Source organism: Alteromonas profundi, assembly GCF_010500865.1.
GTDB lineage: Bacteria > Pseudomonadota > Gammaproteobacteria > Enterobacterales > Alteromonadaceae > Alteromonas > Alteromonas profundi.
Window position 1 is genome coordinate 128675 of the sequence record NZ_JAAAWN010000007.1, and the last position, 21980, is coordinate 150654.

The 21980-nt window shown below is 44.1% G+C and carries 18 protein-coding genes and 8 tRNA genes; 8 read left to right on the forward strand and 18 right to left on the reverse strand.

The window, feature by feature from the left end; translation table 11 throughout:
• Nucleotides 1-858 carry a CorC family transporter gene (locus GTH32_RS07390; RefSeq protein WP_163084603.1) on the reverse strand — a complete coding sequence of 286 codons (858 nt, stop codon included), beginning with the start codon at nt 856-858 and terminating at the stop codon, nt 1-3.
• Between the two features lie 261 nt (nt 859-1119).
• Nucleotides 1120-2544 (reverse strand): undecaprenyl-phosphate glucose phosphotransferase, encoded by a 1425-nt coding sequence (locus GTH32_RS07395; protein WP_163084647.1) that lies wholly within the window; start codon nt 2542-2544, stop codon nt 1120-1122.
• A gap of 586 nt (nt 2545-3130) precedes the next feature.
• Between GTH32_RS07395 and GTH32_RS07400 the strand changes: the two genes are divergently transcribed.
• Nucleotides 3131-4147 carry an NAD-dependent epimerase gene (locus GTH32_RS07400; protein ID WP_163084604.1) on the forward strand — a complete coding sequence of 339 codons (1017 nt, stop codon included), beginning with the start codon at nt 3131-3133 and terminating at the stop codon, nt 4145-4147.
• 140 nt (nt 4148-4287) lie between these two features.
• Here GTH32_RS07400 and GTH32_RS07405 read toward each other — a convergent pair whose 3' ends face one another.
• The 4 genes from GTH32_RS07405 to miaB form a co-directional block, all read right to left on the reverse strand.
• Complete coding sequence (locus GTH32_RS07405) at nt 4288-4716, reverse strand: 3-phosphoshikimate 1-carboxyvinyltransferase (protein ID WP_163084605.1); 429 nt, start codon at nt 4714-4716, stop codon at nt 4288-4290.
• Nucleotides 4717-4822: 106 nt separating this feature from the next.
• On the reverse strand, nt 4823-5296 hold the full coding sequence (gene ybeY, locus GTH32_RS07410) for an rRNA maturation RNase YbeY (protein ID WP_163084606.1): 474 nt from the start codon (nt 5294-5296) through the stop codon (nt 4823-4825).
• Entirely contained in the window at nt 5293-6390 is a 1098-nt protein-coding gene (locus GTH32_RS07415) for a PhoH family protein (RefSeq protein ID WP_163084607.1), read from the reverse strand. The genes ybeY and GTH32_RS07415 overlap by 4 nt, the downstream gene beginning before the upstream one ends.
• Nucleotides 6391-6430: 40 nt before the next feature.
• Nucleotides 6431-7876, reverse strand: a complete 1446-nt coding sequence (miaB, locus tag GTH32_RS07420) for a tRNA (N6-isopentenyl adenosine(37)-C2)-methylthiotransferase MiaB (protein ID WP_163084608.1) — start codon at nt 7874-7876, stop codon at nt 6431-6433.
• A gap of 517 nt (nt 7877-8393) precedes the next feature.
• On the opposite strand from miaB, the gene GTH32_RS07425 reads away from it, so the two are divergent.
• Both GTH32_RS07425 and GTH32_RS19355 read left to right on the forward strand, forming a co-directional pair.
• Nucleotides 8394-9683: an FAD-dependent monooxygenase gene (locus tag GTH32_RS07425; RefSeq protein WP_163084609.1), complete on the forward strand. Its 1290-nt coding sequence runs from the start codon at nt 8394-8396 to the stop codon at nt 9681-9683.
• Nucleotides 9671-9847, forward strand: coding sequence for a hypothetical protein (locus GTH32_RS19355; RefSeq protein ID WP_203565405.1), 177 nt, complete (start codon nt 9671-9673; stop codon nt 9845-9847). Before GTH32_RS07425 ends, GTH32_RS19355 begins: the two co-directional genes overlap by 13 nt.
• Nucleotides 9848-9996: 149 nt before the next feature.
• Here the strand turns inward: GTH32_RS19355 and GTH32_RS07430 are convergent, their stop codons facing one another.
• Entirely contained in the window at nt 9997-10599 is a 603-nt protein-coding gene (locus tag GTH32_RS07430; protein ID WP_163084610.1) for a TetR/AcrR family transcriptional regulator, read from the reverse strand.
• A gap of 154 nt (nt 10600-10753) precedes the next feature.
• On the opposite strand from GTH32_RS07430, the gene GTH32_RS07435 reads away from it, so the two are divergent.
• Nucleotides 10754-11305 carry a carboxymuconolactone decarboxylase family protein gene (locus GTH32_RS07435; protein ID WP_163084611.1) on the forward strand — a complete coding sequence of 184 codons (552 nt, stop codon included), beginning with the start codon at nt 10754-10756 and terminating at the stop codon, nt 11303-11305.
• Between the two features lie 482 nt (nt 11306-11787).
• Nucleotides 11788-14361 (forward strand): TonB-dependent receptor plug domain-containing protein, encoded by a 2574-nt coding sequence (locus GTH32_RS07440; RefSeq protein ID WP_163084612.1) that lies wholly within the window; start codon nt 11788-11790, stop codon nt 14359-14361.
• 133 nt (nt 14362-14494) lie between these two features.
• On the opposite strand, the gene GTH32_RS07445 is transcribed toward GTH32_RS07440, so the two are convergent.
• Entirely contained in the window at nt 14495-15049 is a 555-nt protein-coding gene (locus GTH32_RS07445; protein ID WP_163084613.1) for an acyl-CoA thioesterase, read from the reverse strand.
• 160 nt (nt 15050-15209) lie between these two features.
• On the opposite strand from GTH32_RS07445, the gene GTH32_RS07450 reads away from it, so the two are divergent.
• On the forward strand, nt 15210-15830 hold the full coding sequence (locus GTH32_RS07450; RefSeq protein WP_163084614.1) for a flavin reductase family protein: 621 nt from the start codon (nt 15210-15212) through the stop codon (nt 15828-15830).
• Between the two features lie 591 nt (nt 15831-16421).
• A complete protein-coding gene (locus tag GTH32_RS07455) occupies nt 16422-17078 on the forward strand; it encodes a cupin domain-containing protein (RefSeq protein WP_163084615.1) in 657 nt (218 codons plus the stop codon).
• 171 nt (nt 17079-17249) lie between these two features.
• Here GTH32_RS07455 and GTH32_RS07460 read toward each other — a convergent pair whose 3' ends face one another.
• The 10 genes from GTH32_RS07460 to GTH32_RS07505 form a co-directional block, all read right to left on the reverse strand.
• Nucleotides 17250-18656 carry an amino acid carrier protein gene (locus tag GTH32_RS07460; protein WP_163084616.1) on the reverse strand — a complete coding sequence of 469 codons (1407 nt, stop codon included), beginning with the start codon at nt 18654-18656 and terminating at the stop codon, nt 17250-17252.
• Nucleotides 18657-18955: 299 nt separating this feature from the next.
• A tRNA-Gln gene (locus GTH32_RS07465) sits at nt 18956-19031 on the reverse strand.
• A gap of 2 nt (nt 19032-19033) precedes the next feature.
• Nucleotides 19034-19118 (reverse strand) — tRNA-Leu (locus GTH32_RS07470).
• Between the two features lie 34 nt (nt 19119-19152).
• Nucleotides 19153-19229, reverse strand: a tRNA-Met gene (locus GTH32_RS07475).
• Between the two features lie 53 nt (nt 19230-19282).
• Nucleotides 19283-19358: transfer RNA gene (locus GTH32_RS07480), tRNA-Gln, on the reverse strand.
• A gap of 2 nt (nt 19359-19360) precedes the next feature.
• Nucleotides 19361-19445, reverse strand: a tRNA-Leu gene (locus GTH32_RS07485).
• 25 nt (nt 19446-19470) lie between these two features.
• Nucleotides 19471-19546 (reverse strand) — tRNA-Gln (locus GTH32_RS07490).
• A 4-nt stretch (nt 19547-19550) separates the two neighbouring features.
• A tRNA-Leu gene (locus tag GTH32_RS07495) sits at nt 19551-19635 on the reverse strand.
• 36 nt (nt 19636-19671) lie between these two features.
• Nucleotides 19672-19748: transfer RNA gene (locus tag GTH32_RS07500), tRNA-Met, on the reverse strand.
• Between the two features lie 182 nt (nt 19749-19930).
• Nucleotides 19931-20854 (reverse strand): peptidylprolyl isomerase, encoded by a 924-nt coding sequence (locus GTH32_RS07505; protein ID WP_163084617.1) that lies wholly within the window; start codon nt 20852-20854, stop codon nt 19931-19933.
• Between the two features lie 264 nt (nt 20855-21118).
• Between GTH32_RS07505 and GTH32_RS07510 the strand changes: the two genes are divergently transcribed.
• Complete coding sequence (locus tag GTH32_RS07510; RefSeq protein ID WP_163084618.1) at nt 21119-21862, forward strand: choice-of-anchor E domain-containing protein; 744 nt, start codon at nt 21119-21121, stop codon at nt 21860-21862.
• The last annotated feature ends 118 nt before the right edge of the window (nt 21863-21980 follow it).

Below are 21980 nucleotides of genomic sequence, written 5' to 3' on the forward strand. Positions count from 1 at the left end.
TTACTCCAGAGAGGGCACCGAAACTTTAAGTTGAATTAACCGGCGTTTATCCGAGTTAGTCACTTTAAATTGAATATCACCAATGGTTACTTCATCACTGGTTTCAGGCATATGGCCAAATGCTTTTAATACAATGCCGCCGATAGTGTCGGCTTCTTCTTCGCTAAAATTAGTTTCAAAGAAGGTATTAAATTCATCAACAGGAGTAAGGGCTTTTACTGAGTATGTAGATTTGTTCAGTGGACGAATGTCATCGGTGCCGTCTTCTTCAATATCAAACTCGTCTTCTATTTCGCCGACAATGATTTCAAGTATATCTTCAATCGTCACCAAGCCAGACACACCGCCGTATTCATCTACGACTATAGCCATGTGGTAACGTTGCTGGCGGAACTCTTTTAGCAGAACATCCACCCGTTTACTTTCTGGAACAATAACCGCAGGACGAAGTACATCTCTTAGGTTAAACTCACGCTCGGCATTAAAGGCATAACTAAGCAAATCTTTGGCCAGTAAAATACCTTCAATATGATCTTTGTCTTCGCTGATAACCGGAAAGCGGGAGTGGGCAGATTCAAGCATAACAGGTAGGAAAGACTCCACATCCTGTTCAACATCTATAGTGATCATTTGCGCGCGGGGGATCATTATATCGCGTACACGCATTTCGTTGACGCCAATTACGCCTTCGATCATTTCCCGAGTCTGCGGATCTATAATTTCGCTACGCTCGGCTTCGGTAATAACTTCTACCAGTTCTTGTTTACTTTTCGGCTCGCCAGAGATTGAATTTTTTAGTTTGTCTAACCAACTTTTTCCTGAGGAGCCGTTGGTAGAGTGAGGATTATCGTCGCTCATAGTGTCCAGTTTTTAATTAAATCAACGCCAACGTTAAATGTCTTAACCAAGGTCGTCAATGCTTTATTGATTGAAAGTGTAAAAACAGCCATAGGCTGCGTGTTTTCATTTATAAAATAGGGGCATTTACAGAAAAACAAAGCGGAAATAAGCATTAAGGCCTAAGGGGCACATACCTGCACAGTAAACAGAGGATGCTGGGCACAAAAAAACGCCCATAGCTACTATTGATAAGTGCTTTTGCCCATCTTCGAAGAAGAATTAATAGGCGTTTTTATTTACAAAGCCGTTAAAAATAGTCATTACAATAATTTTAACGTCTAACCAAACTGACCAGCGATGAATATAGTCTAAATCGTATTCAACCCGTTCTACCATTTTGTTAATGGTAGAGGTTTCGCCTCTAAGCCCGTTTACTTGTGCCCAGCCAGTGATCCCAGGGCGCACTTTATGACGCAGCATATAGCCTTTAATTAGCTTTCGATATTGCTCGTTATGGGCTACAGCATGGGGGCGCGGCCCAACTATAGACATTCTTCCTTGTAGCACGTTAATAAACTGGGGCAGTTCGTCGAGGGACGTTCTGCGTAAAAACGACCCTAGCTTGGTAATACGCGGGTCATTCTTCGTTGCTTGTTTCACTACCGGGCCATTGTCCATGGCTGTCATCGAGCGAAATTTGTAAATATAGATTTGTTTACCGTCTAACCCATAGCGTTTTTGTTTAAAGATTATGGGGCCTGGGGAGGTGAGTTTTACGGCTGCAGCTATAAACAACATGGGGATAGCTAAAATAGTTAATATAATGCTGCCAACGACAATATCTTCAGCGCGTTTCAGCAAGTTGCTGGCACCCTGAAAAGGCGTGTCGTATACGCTGAGGGCTTGAACCGAACCCACACTTTGCCAGCGCGCATTCATTAAATTGTAGATGAAGAAATTGGGAATAATATAAACGTTGGCAGTAGTATCGGCGCATTTTTCCAAAATGTCCCGAATTCGATTTTCAGCACTCATAGGCAAGGCAATATAAATGTAATCTACCTTATTATTGCGCGCCATATTAATTGCATGCTCTATGTCACCTAGCACCTGATTTTTAAATTTATGAGGTAGCCGCTCCTCGGCTCTGTCATCAAAAATACCTTGGAATTGGATACCAAGTTGTTCGTTATCAATAATTTGATGCGCTAGGTTGTAGCCGGTTTTTGTTGCGCCAATAATAATAGCTTGACGGCTATTCATTCCACTTTGGCGAATTTTGAATAAGAATTTGCGCATTACAAAGCGCCAGCTTAATAAAGCTACACCTGAAGACGCGAACCACATAAGTAACGCTGAAGTAGGCTGCTCTATGGCTTCGACGATAAAAAAGCCAATGGTGAGAGTAGCTACACAGGTAATTGCCCAGCAATAAGATGTGGATTTAAGTATCTCAATGGTGGCATACCCCCGCCATGAACGATACAAGTCAAATGCTTCTGCTACCAACTGAAAGGAAATAACGAAAACAAAAAGCAGGATTAAGTCGACATTAGCAACTGAAAAATCGAAAAAGGCGTAAGAGCCATAGTAAAGCAGAGTAATAATAGATAAATCAATTAACCGATAGAGTGTAGAAAAACCACTTTGGTTTCTTACAACAAAACCACCTTTTCTTGTTCGAGGTGTTTGGTCAGAGCCCATGTCTTGCAAAATATACGCCTTCTTTTCCATGATACAGCTAAGCTTTCTAAACAACTGCTACGTTTTCGCAGTGTGTTTTCTGTACGTATGTTCTGTCTCCAGTCGCAAAACAATTCCAAAATTAACCAAGAATTCGTTTTATTACTTCAAAAAAACCACAAATACTATAATAACTATTACTGCTACTAACAATCAACGACTATCCAAGTTTGTTTTAAAGCAAACCAATAATTCAGGGGAATACTTAGAAACTGCAGGTTGAGTTACTTACACATTAAAATATCAACGCGTATTAAGTCTAGAATTAATTTGAGGGGGCATTTCTAAACAAGCCTCAGCTACCGTGTGAAGACATTTACTTGTTAGCGATTGTGCCGTTATTCTGTTAGGTGGCGTAATGTGCTTCAACTAGAAATTTTCTTTTAACTTAAAGAGAACGCTTGGCAGATTAATCCAATTTACCTTTATATGTGTATGGTGATAGGGCTGTGTTGCTGCCCGAGGGAACCCATTTCAATAAATTCCTCTTGTATGCTGCTTCACAAACATACAACATAGAGATATTAGATAGAGGAATATTATAATAATGAAAATATTAGTCACTGGCGCAGCAGGGTTTATTGGGGCTGCAGTATCTAAAATATTGCTAGCACAAGGGCATTCGGTAGTAGGGATAGACAACCTAAACGATTACTACGATGTAGCGCTAAAAAAAGCACGTTTACAAGACGTAAGCGATGCGCCTAGTGGCGAAAATTTTTCGTTTCATCAATTAGGGGTAGAAGAACGCGATGGTGTTGCAAGCCTCTTCGCGAGTGAAAAGTTTGATCAAGTTGTACACTTAGCGGCGCAAGCGGGCGTTCGATACTCTATTGAAAACCCTCATGCCTATGTCGATTCAAACCTGGTAGGCTTTGTTAATATTCTAGAGGGCTGCAGGCACAATGATGTGAAACATTTAGTGTACGCTTCATCTAGCTCTGTTTACGGCGCGAACGAAACCATGCCGTTTGTTGAGTCAGATAATGTCGATCACCCCGTAAGTTTGTACGCTGCCTCTAAAAAAGCCAACGAACTTATGGCCCATACTTATAGCCATCTGTATGGTTTACCTACCACTGGGCTACGCTTTTTTACGGTTTACGGGCCGTGGGGCCGGCCAGATATGGCACTGTTTAAGTTTACTAAAGCTATCTTGGCTGGTGATGAAATACAGGTGTATAACTATGGCGATCATTACCGCGATTTCACCTATATCGATGATATTGTGGATGGCGTAATTAAGTCTTTAACGCATACGGCCGCTCCCGATGCTACCTGGAATGGTAAGCAGCCAAACCCTTCTACCAGTAAAGCCCCTTATCGTGTGTACAATATTGGCGCGCACGATCCTGTTCACTTATTAAGTTTTATTGAAACCTTAGAAGAAGCCCTTGGCATTGAGGCGAAAAAGCAATTACTACCTATACAACCCGGTGACGTTCCCGCTACTTATGCCAATGTAGATGCGTTAGGGGCAAGTACAGGTTATAAGCCCGGTACCTCGATAAAGGAAGGAATTGGCAACTTTGTTAAATGGTATAAAGCGTATTACGGTGTGTAACCAAGCGCTAAAGTAAGCGTGTTAAATGCGCGCTATCGCCGTTTATACTATGACGTTGCATATCATATACATAGATGCATACTTATGGGTAAGCGGCGGTTCTTCCTAAACACTCACTTTGAGCCCAGCGAATAGCCGGGCTATAAAAACTGAGTTTTAAACCAGTCCCAAATCCCTAAGCTGTAATCGTCTATTAGGTTTATACCTAGCGCCGACTTGATTAAATAAAGTACCAGTAAACCGAAAAGTAGGGAAACGAGGATGAAGGCTGAAAGTAATGTGGCGGTCAGTAAGGTCGCAAATTTCTTTTCCGAATCTGACAGCGCCCGTCTGTTTCGTCCTGCCAGTACCACATAGTAATAGCGCCATCGAAAGAATTTCACGGTACCACGAAGATCGACCTTATGTTTACCCCATTCTCGTGCGCCAATGGCATTTCGAATATGAGAAAGCTGCTCTTCGTCAAACGACTGGGCTACCTTACGCGGCATTCTATCAAGCAACCGGCTAATAACAGGGTCGTTTCTTATATCGTTTGGTACTTCTCTATGAGAACTGGGGGTTGTCATCCTTGGCCTTATAACAAGCAAAAGGGTTAAATATGGTGTGGTGTTTAAATACGAGCCTACTGTTTTAACAACGGGTAAGCGCGTTTTGATTACCTTTTATACCAAGTTACCGAATTTGATAGGGGTCGTCTATGCCTAGGCTGGCTAGAATGTCGATTTCTTTTTGCTCCATTACCTCGGCATCACTGTCCTCGATATGATCGTACCCCAATAAATGCAAGGTACCGTGAATAATCATATGGGCATAGTGGTGCGTGTGCAGTTTATTTTGCTCACTTGCTTCACGCATAATTACCGGCGCACATACCACCAAATCGCCCAGTAAATTTAACTCTATACCAGGGGGCGCTTCAAACGGGAACGACAGTACGTTAGTGGGCTTATCTTTACCTCGAAACTCAAAGTTTAGCGCTTGCGATTCTTCTTCGTCGGTAAACCTAACGGTAAGCTCTTGTTCATCAAGGCCTTCGGCGACAAGTACAGCATTGGCCCATTGGGTTATGTTATCTAGCGAGGGGATAGCATCGGCTACGTTATCTTTACCCTCGTAAGCGAGTTGCAAATCGACAATGGCGCTCACTGTTTGTGTGCGCCTTTATCGGCATTGCTACTGGCGCTGTCTGTGTTCTTTGGTGCTAACGCATGGGCTTGTTGGGCACGCAAGGCTTCGTCTTTCTTCTGCTTGCGAATGCGTTCTTGTTCGGCGTCGTATTGCTCATAGGCACGAACAATACGGGCAACAACAGGGTGGCGTACCACGTCTTCAGCGTTAAAGAAATTAAACGAGATGTCGTCAACGTTGCTCAATACTTCAATGGCGTGACGCAGGCCGGATTTAGCGCCGCGCGGTAAATCTACCTGGGTAATATCGCCGGTAATTACAGCCCGTGAATTAAAGCCGATACGGGTTAAGAACATTTTCATTTGTTCTACCGTAGTATTTTGGCTTTCATCCAGAATAATAAAGGCATCGTTTAGTGTACGCCCACGCATATAAGCAAGAGGCGCTACTTCAATTACGTTGCGCTCCATTAGCTTTTCTACTTTTTCAAAGCCGAGCATTTCAAACAAGGCGTCGTAAAGGGGACGCAGGTAAGGGTCTACCTTTTGTGATAAATCTCCTGGCAAGAAACCTAGCTTTTCCCCAGCCTCAACGGCAGGGCGGGTAAGCAATATTCGGCGCACTTCTTGACGTTCCAAAGCATCTACTGCTGCGGCTACCGCTAAATAGGTTTTACCTGTACCGGCCGGGCCAATACCAAAAGTAATGTCGTAATTAAGAATATTTGCAACATACTGAGCTTGGTTGGGGTTTCTAGGCTTAATAACCCCACGTTTGGTGCGAATATTAATCTCTTTGCCATATCCACCCTCAACGTTTTGCTCTACCACGCGAGATTCCTGAATAGCCAAATGTACCTGTTCAGGTTCTAACTCAGGGGTACGGCCTTTAATGGGCTGAGTTTCGACATACAGCAGTTTAAGAAGCTCGCAAGCACTGTTCATTTGGAGTGGTTCGCCTAGCACCTTAAACGCATTGTTGCGGTAGGTAATTTCTACCCCTAAACGACGTTCAATTTGCTTAATATTGTCGTCAAACGGCCCACATAAGCTAGACAGACGTTTGCTGTCAGCCGGTTCCAATTCAAATTCGTTACTTACCAATGTACTCAAACTACTGTATTCCTCTCTCTTTTATATACGTCAATAGGGTTTATGCTGGGGTAAATGTAGCTACACCTAATTCATCAGGTTGCCCTGCAGCTTTTTCTATATCGTGTTTCGCCATAATAGATTGGGGCGAAACTGCCACACGCAAGCCCATTTCACTTTCTCTACGCACTACATCGCCGCGTAATGAATTGGTGAAAACGTCGGTTATAGCAACATCAACAAACTCACCAATCATGTCTGGCGTACCTTCAAAATTAACCACACGGTTATTTTCAGTACGTCCAGAAAGCTCCATTGGGTTTTTCTTAGAGGGGCCTTCAACTAAAATACGTTGTTCTGTGCCTACCATATGACGAGCTATTCGCAACGCCTGCTGCGTTATGCGTTGCTGTAATAGGTGCAATCGTTGTTTTTTGGTTTCTTCCGACACATCGTCTACCGCATCGGCGGCAGGCGTACCAGGGCGAGCACTGTAAATGAAGCTAAAGCTTAGGTCGTAATCTACTGCCTGGATTAAGTCCATAGTGGCTTCAAAGTCGGCATCAGTTTCACCGGGGAAACCAATAATGAAGTCGCTGGACATACTAATATTAGGGCGAATTTTACGTAACTTTCGTATTTTCGACTTGTATTCGATAGCCGTGTGGCCACGCTTCATTAGGTTTAAAATTCGATCTGAACCGCTTTGTACAGGCAGGTGAAGATGATCAACCAACTCAGGTATTGACGCGTAAGCTTCAATAATATCGTCAGTAAACTCAACCGGGTGCGAAGTGGTATAACGAATTCGGTCAATACCGTCGATAGTAGCGACTAATTCAAGTAGCTCGGCAAAGGTGCAAATAGTACCGTCGTGGTGTTCGCCACGAAATGCGTTTACGTTTTGACCCAATAAATTTACTTCACGTACGCCTTGGCCAGCCAGTTGCGCCACTTCTAACAATACGTCGTCAACAGGGCGACTCACTTCTTCACCACGGGTGTAAGGTACTACGCAGAAAGTACAGTACTTAGAGCACCCTTCCATGATACTTACAAACGCGGTGGGGCCTTCTGCACGAGGCTCAGGCAAACGATCGAATTTTTCAATTTCAGGGAAGCTTATGTCAATCACAGACTTTGCGCCGCCTTGTAGCTCGTTTATCATTTCGGGTAAACGGTGTAACGTTTGCGGCCCAAAAACGAGATCTACATAGGGGGCACGCTGGCGTATAACGTCGCCTTCTTGCGATGCTACACAGCCGCCTACGCCAATGAGAAGGTCGGGTTTATCTTGCTTTAGATTTTTCCAACGCCCTAATTGGTGGAATACTTTCTCTTGCGCTTTTTCACGTATAGAGCAGGTATTCAAAAGAATGACATCGGCTTCTTCCGGCGTTTCTGCCGCAGTATAACCGTGCGTAGAGTCCAGTAAGTCTGCCATTTTCTCCGAGTCGTACTCGTTCATTTGGCAGCCCCAGGTTTTGATATACAGCTTTTTAGTCATAACAACTATTCGATAACCTGTTAGTGTTCCCGTAAGCCATTGACCTGCAGTAAAAAATAAAGCACCTATCGTGCTTACGCTGCGCTGGTCTCGTGAATTAGCACGTGCATTTTTGGGAAGATGTTCAAAATAGCCGCATATTTTACCTGTTGTGTAGCCTCTTGCCCAGCGTATTCACACATATTCTTGCCTTTCGGTGTACAAATTAAGGGTTGTTCGATTTTTTCTCCATGGTTAATTAATGCCTGCTTAACGTTGTGTAACGCTGCGCGTTTTATAAAACGTATCTTTTACCCTTAGTGTTGGTGTATAGATGGCGGTTTTTCTACTCGTTTATTACGGCTTTTTTAAGGTGTTTTTAAAAAGATGTGCAGTAAGTTTTTGCCATGTTCAGTAAAGCCAATGGGCGTTATTAATCGTAGGTAAATCATTGGCCTTGCGCATTCGATATTGTCACGTATTCAATATAAACTAGTCACATATCGCCCTTTTATTATCTGGGTGAAGAGGAGATTAAATGTACGATTTTTGTATCAATGGTGGCGGCATGGTGGGCGCAGCCTTAGCGCTAGGGCTTGCTCAGCAAAATTATAAGGTTGCTATTATTGAGCTTAATATGCCAGATGAGTACAACGTTGGTAGCAAACCCGACCTGCGGGTGTCGGCTATTAGTGAAGCCTCGGTAACGCTCCTTCGCGCTTTAGGCGCATGGAAATATATCGCGGAAATGCGGGTAAAGCCCTATACCGGTTTGAGTGTATGGGATAACCCCGCCCACAGAACTGACTTTACCGCTCAAAGTATAGAGGTTCCTCAGTTAGGTTTTTTCGTTGAAAATAGGTTATTGCAATTAGGTTGTCACAAAGCGTTGCAGCATTTAGATAACGTTACCTGGTATAGCGAAGAAGCCACAGAGTTTAATGTACTTAAGCCTTCTCAAGGGGCGTCGGTTACACAATGTAATGGCCTTGAAAACAGTGAAGAAGAGGGGGGGGCAGCTTGCGCCCGCATTACGTTTGCGAGTGGCCAAACTATTGATGCACGTTGGGTGATAGGCGCCGATGGCGCAATGTCGAAGGTGCGTAAAGCCGCCAATATAGGTACTTCGGGGTGGCAATACCAACAGCAAGCCATGGGAATAACGGTTGAAATGGCTAAGCCCGTACCGGCTATTACATGGCAACAGTTTACCCCCTCGGGGCCAAAAGCCTTTTTACCTATGTTTGATAACTATGCCTCTTTAGTATGGTACGACACACCAGATACCTTAAAAGCATTGAATAATTTGAACAACGAACAACTTGCCCAGCGTATTATGGCGGCATTCCCCGACGAGCTTGGAAACGCGCTAGCGCAAACGGGTGAGGTAGGTGGCGAAGATAAGCCTAATAGTCTTACTGTAATTGATAAAGCCTGTTTCCCGCTAACCCGGGCACACGCTACCCGCTATGTCAGCGCCCCCTATATATTAATAGGCGATGCTGCGCATACAATTAACCCACTTGCTGGGCAAGGCGTTAACTTGGGGTTTCGTGATGTAGAAAGTTTACTGGCGGTTACGGCCAACAAACATCCACTTAACAGTGCGCACTTCATTCAAGGGTTAACGCGAGATTATGAAAGGCCACGCCAGCGGGATAACCGATTAATGATGTCTGCTATGGATGGCTTTTATGGCTTGTTTAGCAACGATATTGGCCCCATTAAGTGGTTACGTAATCAGCTGTTATCAGCTGCCCAGCGCTTCGAACCGGCAAAACGTGAAGTGCTTAAATATGCTATAGGGATGCGCGAATGGAAGTTTTAATTTTACTGGCGGTATTGTTTGCTGCCTTATTTATAGTGATACCGCTAATAGAGCGCTCAAAAATGCGTATTAGTAATAAGGATGCAGCCAAGTGGGCAAAATGGATTTGGCCATTAATGGGTATACTATTAATTGCCCAGCTTTTACGGATGATGTTTTCCTAGTACGGTTATCATTTGATAACAATACGTACCAGTAGGGGGATTACTAGCACACTGCGAAAGGAAGAGGAGCTAAGCATAAACACCTTCCTTTAGCGTGTGGCGCTAATTTACCCCTATGAGATAGATAGCCTTTATCAGAAAACAGGGCCCTAATGGGCATTTAATGTGCGATTAATAGGCCACTGCGTTTTTAAATCTATCAACACTTTGTCAATCATAGTGGCGATTGCGGCATTATCGTGCTGCATAAGGGCGAACGCCCGTAAACCTACAAATTGATTCTGTAGCCAGTTTGCAGCTAAATCTACCGGTGTACTCGTTGGCAGCTCTTGGCATTCTATTGCGCGGCTAACAATACTGGCAAAGCATTGTTGTAAGACGGCCATACCTTCTACCACCGCTTGCTTGCCTTGTTCGCCAATCACGTCTAATTCGGTTATCGACTTTACCAACAAACACTGACGCATAAATCGGTACTCTTCGGGGTTAATCAGCGCTTGAGTAAAAAATGAATGTAAGGCCGTGCACGGCGACGTTGCTTCAGCTACCGCATTTAATTTAGCTTTGCTGTTTTCTACGTAGTGTTCAACAACCAACTGAAATAAGCCTTCTTTACTTTTAAAACGCGCATAAATACTACCCGGACGCATATCTAATGCATCTTGAATGTCGCGCATACCAGCTGCCTGAAAGCCTTTTTGCCAAAATAGCACGGTGGCTTTCTCAATCACTTCCTGCGTTGCATATTTCATATTGATATACCATATACATGATTATTTTGAACACTTGTTCAATTATGACTTGAACAAGTGTTCAAGTAAACCTATATTGTATTGTAACAAGACATCAGCGGTACCTACCTAACGTAGCGTACTCACCCTAACCACACTTAAATAGGAGAGTGGAATGAACAACTTTACACTACATACGAAAGATTCTGCACCAGAAGCAGCGAAACCTTTGCTCGACAATTCGCAAAAAGCCTTCGGCATGTTGCCTAACCTTCATGCGGTAATGGCTGAAGCGCCTACCTTATTGGAAGGGTATCAAGTTCTTCACGAATTGGCGCAAAAAACTTCGTTTAATGCCGATGAACTTACCGTTGTTTGGCAAACCGTTAATGTTGAACATGCCTGTCACTACTGCGTACCTGCGCACACCGGCATTGCTAAAAACATGAAAGTAAGCGATGAGCTAATAGAGCAGCTTCGTAACGATGAAGCTTTGTCTGATGACAAACTAAATACGCTAAAAGAAACTGTGCTAGCGGTAACACGCGGTCGCGGTAATATTGATGATGCGCAATTAAAAGCGTTTTATGATGCAGGGTACGAGCAACAACAGTTGCTTGAAATTATTCTTATTCTTGCTCAAAAAGTAATGAGTAATTACACCAACCACGTAGCTGAAACGCCGGTTGACGACGCGTTCAAATCATTTGAATGGCAGCCTAAGTAAGAGTTTTATAGCAAGTTTGCGCGAAACCGCTTAGCGAAAGCTTACGTGCAACACGTATAATTAGGTCGATACCCAAAAAGCCCCTGAGATGTCAGGGGCTTTTTTTTATCTCGTTTAGTCCAAGGGCAATGTTCAGTAGTTTTGTGTGGGGGAATTTTTAACCCATAATTTAGTGGCTACATTAAGTTTAAGGCTACGTGAAAGTGATCTATCCCGAAAACTCTGCGCACTATCGATATTCTAAAAATAATACTGGCGGGGTATTGTGTGAGTGAACTATTTTGTGATTAACTCCTGTCACGGGAATTTCGCCCGTCATACCTAATAATAATAAGTCGTTCAGACACCTGGCGTTAATTCGTGCCCCTGACAACAGAATGTAGTGATCAGTTAATTACTTAAAGCAACATGCATCGCTACACGGGCGATTAAAAAAGCGCCCGCTTTTTAGATGTAAACACACACAAATCAGGAACATCACAATGTATCAGGATAAAAAGCCACAGGGTAAATTTAGCCCCACTGTATTCAAGCTTTCTCTTATCGCCGGTGCAATTGCCGGAATGCCTTTGGCCTCGCCAGCATTTGCGCAAGAACAAACCATCGACGAACAAGACGTAGAGCAAATTCAAATTGTGGGTTCGCGCCGTGTGGGCCGAACCATAAATGATTCTCCGGTACCTATCGATATTATCGATGCTTCTTCTATTGAAGCAACAGGCTTAACCGAAACGAATATGATCCTAAATAGCTTGTTGCCTAGCTTCAACTTCCCTCAGCCTTCGGTTACTGACGGTACCGATCACGTGCGCCCAGCACAGCTTCGTGGTCTAGCACCGGATCATACCCTGGTACTGGTAAATGGTAAGCGTCGCCACACTTCGGCACTCCTTAACTTAAATGGTTCCGTTGGACGTGGATCTTCTGCGGTAGATTTAAATGCCATTCCGGCAAATGCCATTAAACGCATAGAAGTACTGCGCGATGGTGCAGCAGCCCAATACGGTTCAGATGCTATAGCGGGCGTTATCAATATAGTGTTGAAAGACGCTGCTGAAGGCGGCGAAGTATCAGCTACCTATGGCGCAAATGTTACTACTATGGACGGCGTACCTAACCTTGAAGGGGTAAGTGCTGATGCCGAAGGAAATTTAGCGTTTGATACAGGTTCTGATAGAGAACTGACTGACGGCCAAACATTTACCTTACGTGGCAACATTGGCTTTGAATGGGGTAATGATGGATTTGTAAACGTGTCTGCCGAATACCGCGACCGTGGTGAAGCAAACCGTTCCGATTTTGACCCTCGTGAAAATTATGCCCGCGATGAAAACGGCGATTTGGACGAACGAGAATTTACCGTAAACCGCTATAACCACGTTTATGGTAACGGTGAAGTGGAAGACTATGCGTTGTTTGTTAACGCTGGTAAAGCACTGACTGACGACATTGAGTTTTATGCTACCGCAGGAATGAGTTCGCGAGACTCTCTTGGTGGTGGTTTCTATCGCCGTGCCTCAGATACCCGTAATATTATTGAAATTTACCCCGATGGTTTCTTGCCAACTATTCAAACCGATATCGCTGACAGATCGTTGCTCGCTGGTATTAAAGGCTATGGTGATGTTTGGAATTACGACCTTTCTGTTACCCACGGAGGGAACGAGCTTGAATATAGTGTTATTAATAGCTTAAACACTTCGTTGGGGCCAACAAGTCAAACTAGTTTTGATGCGGGTACCTTGGAATACAACACTACCATAGTGAATGCTGATGCATCACGTTTGGTCGATACTGGCGTATTTTATAGCGAAATGAACTTCGCGATGGGCGCCGAATATCGTCACGAAAGCTATGAAATTTCTGCCGGTGAAGAGAATTCCTATATTCAGGGCACGTTTGGCCCAGGTGGTGTAGAAACCGACCCTGTTGAAGGCCCTTTTGGTGCAGCTGGATCACAGGTGTTTCCTGGTTTTACACCTGAATCTGCAGGTGAAAATAGTCGTCATAACTACAGTTTTTATGTAGATGTTGAAGCTGACGTGATTGAGAACTGGAACGTAGCAATTGCAGGTCGTTACGAAGACTATTCTGATTTTGGTAGCACGTTTAACTGGAAGCTATCTAATCGGGTAACGGTTACCGACGCATTCGCACTGCGTGCATCCGTATCAACCGGCTTTAGAGCGCCCTCGCTACAACAGCAGTTCTTTACCTCTATTGCCACTGTTTTTGTTGACGGCGTGCCTACCGAAACAGGTACTTTCGCGCCCTCAAGTGACGTAGCGCAAGCGCTAGGAAGCCCAGGTCTAGATGCGGAAGAGTCGAATAACTACAGTGCGGGCTTTACTTATTCACCCACCGCAGATTTCAACTTAACCGTTGATTTCTACCGCATAGATATTGATGATCGTATTGTATTGTCGAATAACCTTTCAGGCGAAGCCATTGAAGCATTACTAGAAGGTACCGGTGCTAACCGCGCGCGCTTCTTCCTTAATGCGATTAATTCGCGCACTGAAGGTGTTGACATAGTATCTACCTATACATTGAACACCGCCGACTACGGTGCGTTTAACTTCAATGCAGGTATTAACTTCAACGATAATGAAGTCACTGATATTTTAGACGCGCCAGAAGAGCTCCAAGGGGCAGGTTTTGATCAAAGCAACCTGTTTAGCGATGTTGAGCTACGTCGATTTGAAACAAGTTCGCCTGATAGCAAACTAAATCTAGGTGTAACCTGGAATTATGATCGCTACACAACAACCTTGCGCACCACACGCTACGGTGAAGTGGAAGACCCATCTTCAGATCCAGCGCTTAATGAAATTATCCCATCTGAGTGGATCACGGATTTAGACGTGCGAGTAGCGCTTACTGAAGGTTTGTCTGTATCAGTGGGAGCGAATAATGTATTTGATGTTTACCCTGAAGCTACAAGAAATCTAGTAGATGAGGTTACAACCTTTTCAAATATCTTCCCGTATTCTGGCTTCTCGCCTTACGGTTTCACCGGCCGTTATGTATACGGTAAAGTTAGCTACACGTTCTGATGTAATGGCGTGCTTTGCATGCTTAATAAGTTAGCTAATAAAAGCGGAAATAGAGTTCTACTCTAGTTCCGCTTTTTTGTTTAAGCCATTCGCTTATAGGCTTTTTATTCGGGGATTATTGGTTATCAAAAGGCTATTCTTTTTCAAACGCAAGCTGGCATCGATGTGAGTCTAGCAAGGCGAAATCTTCTTTGGGAATAAACGCATCATAGTCTTGTTGTAGGCGTATTTGCGCCTCTTTTTTAATTTTGCTGCGGCGAATAGCGGTAACAAAGTGTCGCATTTCTTGATGGCTTGTAAGTTCAAGCTCAGGCACTTTTACAGGGTTACCATTATCATCTTTCGCTACCATGGTAAAAAAGCTGTTATTGGTGTGTTTTACCGCATTGCTTTTAATGTCTTCAGAGGTAACTTTTATACCTACGACTAACGAGGTATTACCAACGTAGTGTACCGTGGCATCCAGATGGAGCAGCTCACCTACTTCAACGGGCTGTAAAAATTCTACGCCATCAACGGTTACGGTTACGCAATAAGCGCCGGCGTGTTTACTGGCGCAGGCATAAGCTACTTTATCCATTAAAGAAAGAATAACGCCGCCGTGTACCTTACCGCCGAAGTTCGCGAAAGAGGGGACCATAAGTTCTGTTAAACGAGTTCGAGAAAAAGCGATAGTACGCGGGTTCATAAAGCACCTTGCTATGTTACTGGGAATAGATCGGGATGTAGAAATTAACGTACAAAGGGCGATAAGGATTTATAGTACTTAGAGCGCTATCTCTGCGTTATTTATACTGTTTTATATAGTTAGTAATAGTTACCCTAGCACAATTTTTAAAGGAAAGGTTTTGTCTAATATACATTTTTATCAGCCCAAGGAAGGCCACGGCCTTGCCCACGACCCGTTTAACGCTATTATCGCACCACGCCCTATAGGTTGGGTTTCTACAAAATCAAAAGCAGGGGTATTAAACCTAGCGCCCTATAGTTTTTTCAATGCACTTAATTATACGCCGCCAATTATTGGCTTTTGTTGTGTGGGCAGTAAAAAAGATTCGCTGCGAAATGTGCAAGAAACCGGAGAGTTTTGTTGGAACCTAGTATCTCAAGACCTAGTCGATGCCATGAACGTAACAAGTAAACCCTTAATGCCAGAAGAAAGTGAATTCGACGCTGCAGGCCTTGAGACAGTGGATAGCGAAATAGTAAGCGTGCCCCGTGTTAAAGCAAGTAAAGTTAGCATGGAGTGTAAACTAACCGATATCGTTCAATTGAAGTCTGCGTCGGGGGCATTGGTTAACAGCTGGTGGGTTATGGGCGAAGTGGTGGGGGTTCATATTGATAAGTCGCTATTAGAAAGTGGCGTGTACAGCACAATAAAAGCAGCCCCCGTAAGCCGTGGAGGTGGACAAGGTGACTACTACACCATTTCTCAAGAAAATTACTTTAAAATGCTAAGGCCTGAATAAGAGGGCAATTCGTAAGTTGCTATGTGTTTTTGTCACTGCTATGCCTGTCACAATAGTGGGCATGCTATGCCTGTCACAATAGTGGCCATGCTATGCCTGTCACGATAGTGGGCATGCTGTGCCTGTCACGATAGTGGCCATGCTATGCCTGTCACGATAGTGGCCATGCTATGCCTGTCACGATAGTGGCCATGCTATGCCTGTCTCGATAGTGGGCATGCTATGCCTGTCACAATAGTGGGCATGCTATGCCTGTCACGATAGTGGCCAATGCTATGCCTGTCACAATAGTGGGCATGCTATGCCTGTCTCGATAGGGGGCATGCTATGCCTGTCACAATAGTGGGCATGCTATGACTGTCACGATAGTGGGCATGCTATGCCTGTCACGATAGTGGCCATGCTATGCCTGTCACGATAGTGGCCATGCTATGCCTGTCACGATAGTGGCCATGCTATGCCTGTCACGATAGTGGCCATGCTATGCCTGTCACGATAGTGGCCATGTTATGACTGTCACGATAGTGGTCCCTAACATTTTCCAAATTTGCTACGCTTAGCGAATAATTTGCTAAAGGAAGTAACAGCATCATGTTCAATATGAACTTCGACGAACGAATAGTAATTCACACGTTTAGTGAACAATGGCAAGCGTCACCATCGGCTACGGTATGGCGCAAGCCACTTGAGCGTGAAGCCAAAGAGTCTGGCCATACTACCAGTGTGGTGAAGTATGAGGCAGGCGCAAGCTTTAAGCAGCATAGTCACCCTTATGGTGAAGAAATTTTGGTGTTAGAGGGCGTATTTTCCGATGAGCACGGAGACTACCCGAAAGGCACCTATTTACGCAATCCACCGGGCAGTAAGCATAGCCCGTTTAGTAAAGGTGGCTGTGTTATTTTGGTGAAGCTAAACCAGTTTGATAAACGAGATTTACTCGAAGTAAGGGTGAACACGAACACCACGCCTTGGCTAAAGGGGCAGGGCGGGCTTGAAGTAATGCCGTTGCATAATTTTGAACATGAGCATGTGGCCTTAGTGAAGTGGCCAGCAGGCGAAGTGTTCAAGCCTCATAAGCATTTTGGTGGAGAAGAGATTTTTGTATTATCTGGGGTGTTTAAGGATGAGCGAGGTGAATACCCGCAAGGTACTTGGCTACGTAATCCCCATATGAGCGAACACCACCCGTTCGTAACACAGGAAACCATAATTTGGGTGAAAACTGGCCACTTACCGGTGGCACTATAAGGCGCGCTTTAAACACGGGATGTCAACGCTGGATCATGGAACTAAACCGGTGTTAACGGGTGGACTCCGTTATTGAATGCTGACATCTAGGGTATTACATGCAGCAATTTAAGTAATAAAAAAGGAGGCAATTTAGCCTCCTTTATATAGATGTGGTTTGTTATTGCAGCGCTATTTCCAAATGCCGTCTTCAGACTGGCCCTGGATCTCGCAATCACCTGTTTTATATTCCACGGTTTCGCCACTGTCTTTCTTTTTAAAGTAATCTTTGCTGATAGAAACGATAGTAGGTGTCATCCATACAATGGCAATAATATTAATAACCGTCATTAAGCCCAATGCCATATCGGCCATCGCCCATACTTGCGGTAGGGCAGCTTGTGCACCCCAATAAATCATGCCCAAATAGCCGATGGTATACACAGCACGGCCTATTTTGTTATCCAACTTAAACATATGCAGGTTACTTTCGCCATAAGCATAGTTTGCTACTACCGACGTAAACGCAAACAAGCTAATGGCTGCGGCCACAAAGTCGGTACCGCCTTCACCTAAATGACTGCTCATTGCATCTTGCGTTAACCGAATGCCTTCCATTTGGTCGGAACTAGAGCCGCCCGCCAGTAAAATGATAAATGCTGTTGAAGTACACAAAATAAGCGTATCAAGAAATACCCCTAGCATTTGTATGTAGCCTTGAGAAACCGGATGGTTTGGATTAGGTACTGCGCTCGCCGCAGCGTGAGGCACCGAGCCACTGCCGGCCTCGTTGGAATACAGGCCGCGCTGGATACCATTTTTGATAGCTGCGCCTAATGCGCCTGCCCCTGCTTCTTGAAGCCCAAATGCAGACTTAATAATATCTAACAGCATGGCTGGAAGTTCAGAAATATTGATAAAAGTAATAACAAGAGCAACAAGCACGTAGCCTATTCCCATGAAGGGCACGACAAACTCTGCGAAGCGTGCAATACCTCGTAAGCCGCCCACTACAATTAATGCTGCCAGCGCAATAATCACTATACCTACATATTCACTGGGGAAGTTATACGCGTTGTTTAAGGCATCGGTAATGGTGTTGGCCTGTACCGCACTAAAAACAAACCCATAGCCGAAGAATAAGCATAGTGAGAATGCTACAGCCAACCAGGTTTTGTTTAACCCTTGTTTTATGTAGTACGCAGGTCCGCCACGGAATTCGCCGTTTTCATCTCGTACTTTGTACAACTGACCAAGGACACTTTCGGCAAAGCCGGTGGCCATACCTAATATGGCAATCATCCACATCCAGAAAATAGCCCCTGAGCCACCAAGAGAAATAGCCACAGCTACCCCGGCTAAATTACCTGTGCCTACCCGCGCGGATAAACTGGTACACAATGCCTGAAAGGAACTAATGCCTTCTTTGCTTGATGTGGTACTGTTTCTTAATAGGGCAAACATGTGGCCAAAGTGGCGAAGTTGTACACCACCAAGTTTTACCGTAAACCATATGCCGCAGGCCAAAAGCATAATTATGAGAACTTGCCCGTCGCCCCATAACACATTATTCACTAATGAAACGAATTCGTTTATCACGCACTTTCCTTCGTTATTTTTTTAATAAAGTCTTTCGCTGAACTTATACATCACGCGGCTACAAGGGTGTTGTAGCCTAACGTCAACGCTACTGGCAAGCTTATTTGTACATACAAAAAGGAAAGACCCAAATTGAGTTAATAAGCAATACTAGCATGACGACTGTCTAAATAAAGCAATGAAACACGGTGTATTTATGAAGATTTATGCCGTGTATTAGGAATTTTATGCACTTTACGTACCTTCATCTATATTTTAGGCAATAAAAAACCGCTCATAGGAGCGGTTTTTTAAGAATATGGCTGGGATAGCAGGACTCGAACCTACGAATGGCGGGATCAAAACCCGCTGCCTTACCAACTTGGCTATATCCCAATTGGTGCGGAAGGAGAGACTTGAACTCTCACGCCGTGAAGCACTGGAACCTAAATCCAGCGTGTCTACCAATTCCACCACTTCCGCGTAACTAGGTATTCCCGAGGGACTATATGAAAGATGGTGGCTACGGCGAGATTCGAACTTGCGACCCCATCATTATGAGTGATGTGCTCTAACCAGCTGAGCTACGTAGCCTTTCTTTCATATTTTCAGTAAAAAGCCGCTCATGGGAGCGGCTTTTTAGAATTTGGCTGGGATAGCAGGACTCGAACCTACGAATGGCGGGATCAAAACCCGCTGCCTTACCAACTTGGCTATATCCCAATTGGTGCGGAAGGAGAGACTTGAACTCTCACGCCGTGAAGCACTGGAACCTAAATCCAGCGTGTCTACCAATTCCACCACTTCCGCATAGACACTAGTTATTTCTCAAAGTTGGCTGGGGTAGCAGGACTCGAACCTACGAATGACGGGATCAAAACCCGTTGCCTTACCAACTTGGCTATACCCCAACTTTGGTGCGGAAGGAGAGACTTGAACTCTCACGCCGTGAAGCACTGGAACCTAAATCCAGCGTGTCTACCAATTCCACCACTTCCGCATAACTAGACACTCCTAAAAGAGAACATTGAGAAAGTGGTGGCTACGGCGAGATTCGAACTTGCGACCCCATCATTATGAGTGATGTGCTCTAACCAGCTGAGCTACGTAGCCTTCATTTTTCTCTTCCCTCTCAGGAAGTGGCGCGTATTATGCGTATATGACTGTCACCCGTCAACCCCTTTTTTGCTAACTTTTTCTAAATGCTCAATATGTGTGCGTTGGGGTTAAATTACCATCAAATTATCGCTTTTTATTCACGCTTTTTACTATTTATTGGAGCGAAACCGAATTCGTTACCACGCACTCGTACTCGCTTTTGTTTGGTAGTAACACACATCTACCGGTCGCGGAGCATGGTCGGTATTGTGGTAAAAAGGGCTGTTTAGGTTACGGGCTAAGTCTGTTCTTTTTAAGTATTCTTCGTGCGTGGGAAGTTGCATATAATAGGTTTCTGGCGATGCATTTGCACTAACGTTAGCTTTTGTACCTATATAAGAACCCGTAATTTTGCTCTCTTTTGTGGGAGCCGCAATAAAGCCACTTTCTTTCTTATCACCACGGGGAAGCTGCTGCAATGCAGGCATACCTGCTACTACTCGGCCTACTACCGACATATTACGATCTAAATGCCGAGGAGCTTGACCTATCACTATGTAAAACTCTGTACTGCCCGTGTCTTTTTCATTGTCTCGGGCAAAGGCAACCGTGCCAGGGCAGTGTAACGCCCACATTTTATCCGCAGCTTTATCTATACCCACGGCAAAGCCATGATAAAAACCCGTGGCAGGGGCGAACATATCGTTTTCTTCTACAACCATGGCATCTTTCGCTAAAGGTACAGTGAATTCGGCTGTAAGCAAATCTGTGGCTGGGGTGACGTCATGTGTCTCGTTGCTGCCCCCTTGCGCGACAAACCCATCTACCACACGGTAAAAATAGCGCTGATTGAAAAAGCCATCCTTTATAAGGTTACGAAAACGGTTTACGTGGTTGGGTGCAAGTTCAGGCTCAAGGGCAATAGTAACCGGCCCGTAGTGGGTATCTAAGGTAACAATATTGTCAGCAGAAACCTTGTGCCAGTTAACGTCAGCGCTGTGGGTGAAAAATGGTAGTGAAAGCAATAGCACGAGTAATATATTAACGCGCTTAGTGCACCATATTAAAAGAGGCTTTGTCGAAAATAGCAGTGAGATAGAACCAGTGTAGTTTATATTCATGGGCTGTTGTTCTTAGTGAATGAGTCTATGGCGTTTACTTTATAGATAATATGACATCGTTTTTTTAATTAAACAATCTACTAGGCTGCTAACTGTCAGGTTTGTTTACAATACATTGTTAAAATTTCTTTAAGTATAAACTTTGTCTATATAGTAACCATTTATGTTTTTGTTTTTAATATGAAATTTTTATCTGGTATGGAGTTTGCTTAAGCGTAGATACTAATGTTGTCTGTTGTCCTTATAAAGCTGTTAAGGTGTATTATGTTTAAAAAAATTGCGTTTAATCTTGCACTCGTATCAAGTTTAGTTTTTTCTGGGGCTGTTACAGCCACAGCCATCACTTCCCCCTCTCAATATGTATTTAATGACAAAGACGGTGATACTGACTTTGATAGCGATGACTATTTCAACCCTAACTATTCATACACGCTGTCTGCAAACCAGTTTGATGATAACGGTGGGGCGTTCAACTTATTAAGTGTTACATTAACGCTTAGTGGTTTTATGGAAGGGCGGTTTGAGCTTGAGAATACGTCGGCAGACAGCGGTTCTGAAGTTGAGGGTTTGATAGCATCTCTTCTTGCATTATCAACGTCAACTGGTATAGACCTTGTGACGGTATTACCTGAGTTTGCGTTTGAAAGAAGCTTTACCGCTTACGACGGAGCAATAGACTTTAGTGGAACATCTGGAGATATTGTTTCTGCTTCTCCTGTACCGGTAACAGACTCTGAAACGGTAACTATTACTGATGCTAGCATTCTTGCTTTGTTTATAGGTACAAGCACTATTGACCTAGATGTGGATGGCGAATCAAATTCAACGCTCTTGACCGACGGTGGTTCTGTTCTCAATCTTGCTAAAGTTTCTTCTGCTGGAACATTGGATATTTTTTATACGTATGAAAACGCCTCTGTACGCGTTTCTTCCCCGTCTACAATTATGTTATTTGGGCTTTCGCTCGCTCTCATTTCACTTAGGACTTTTCGCCGATACAAAGTGTGAGTGGGAAGGGGCTCGTTGCTAACAAAGGTTAGGCTGAATAAAACGTCAAGTAACCTTCCACATTCAAGGCTACATAATCGCGATTCCTGGTAAACAGTAGCCCTCCAACAGGCATAAA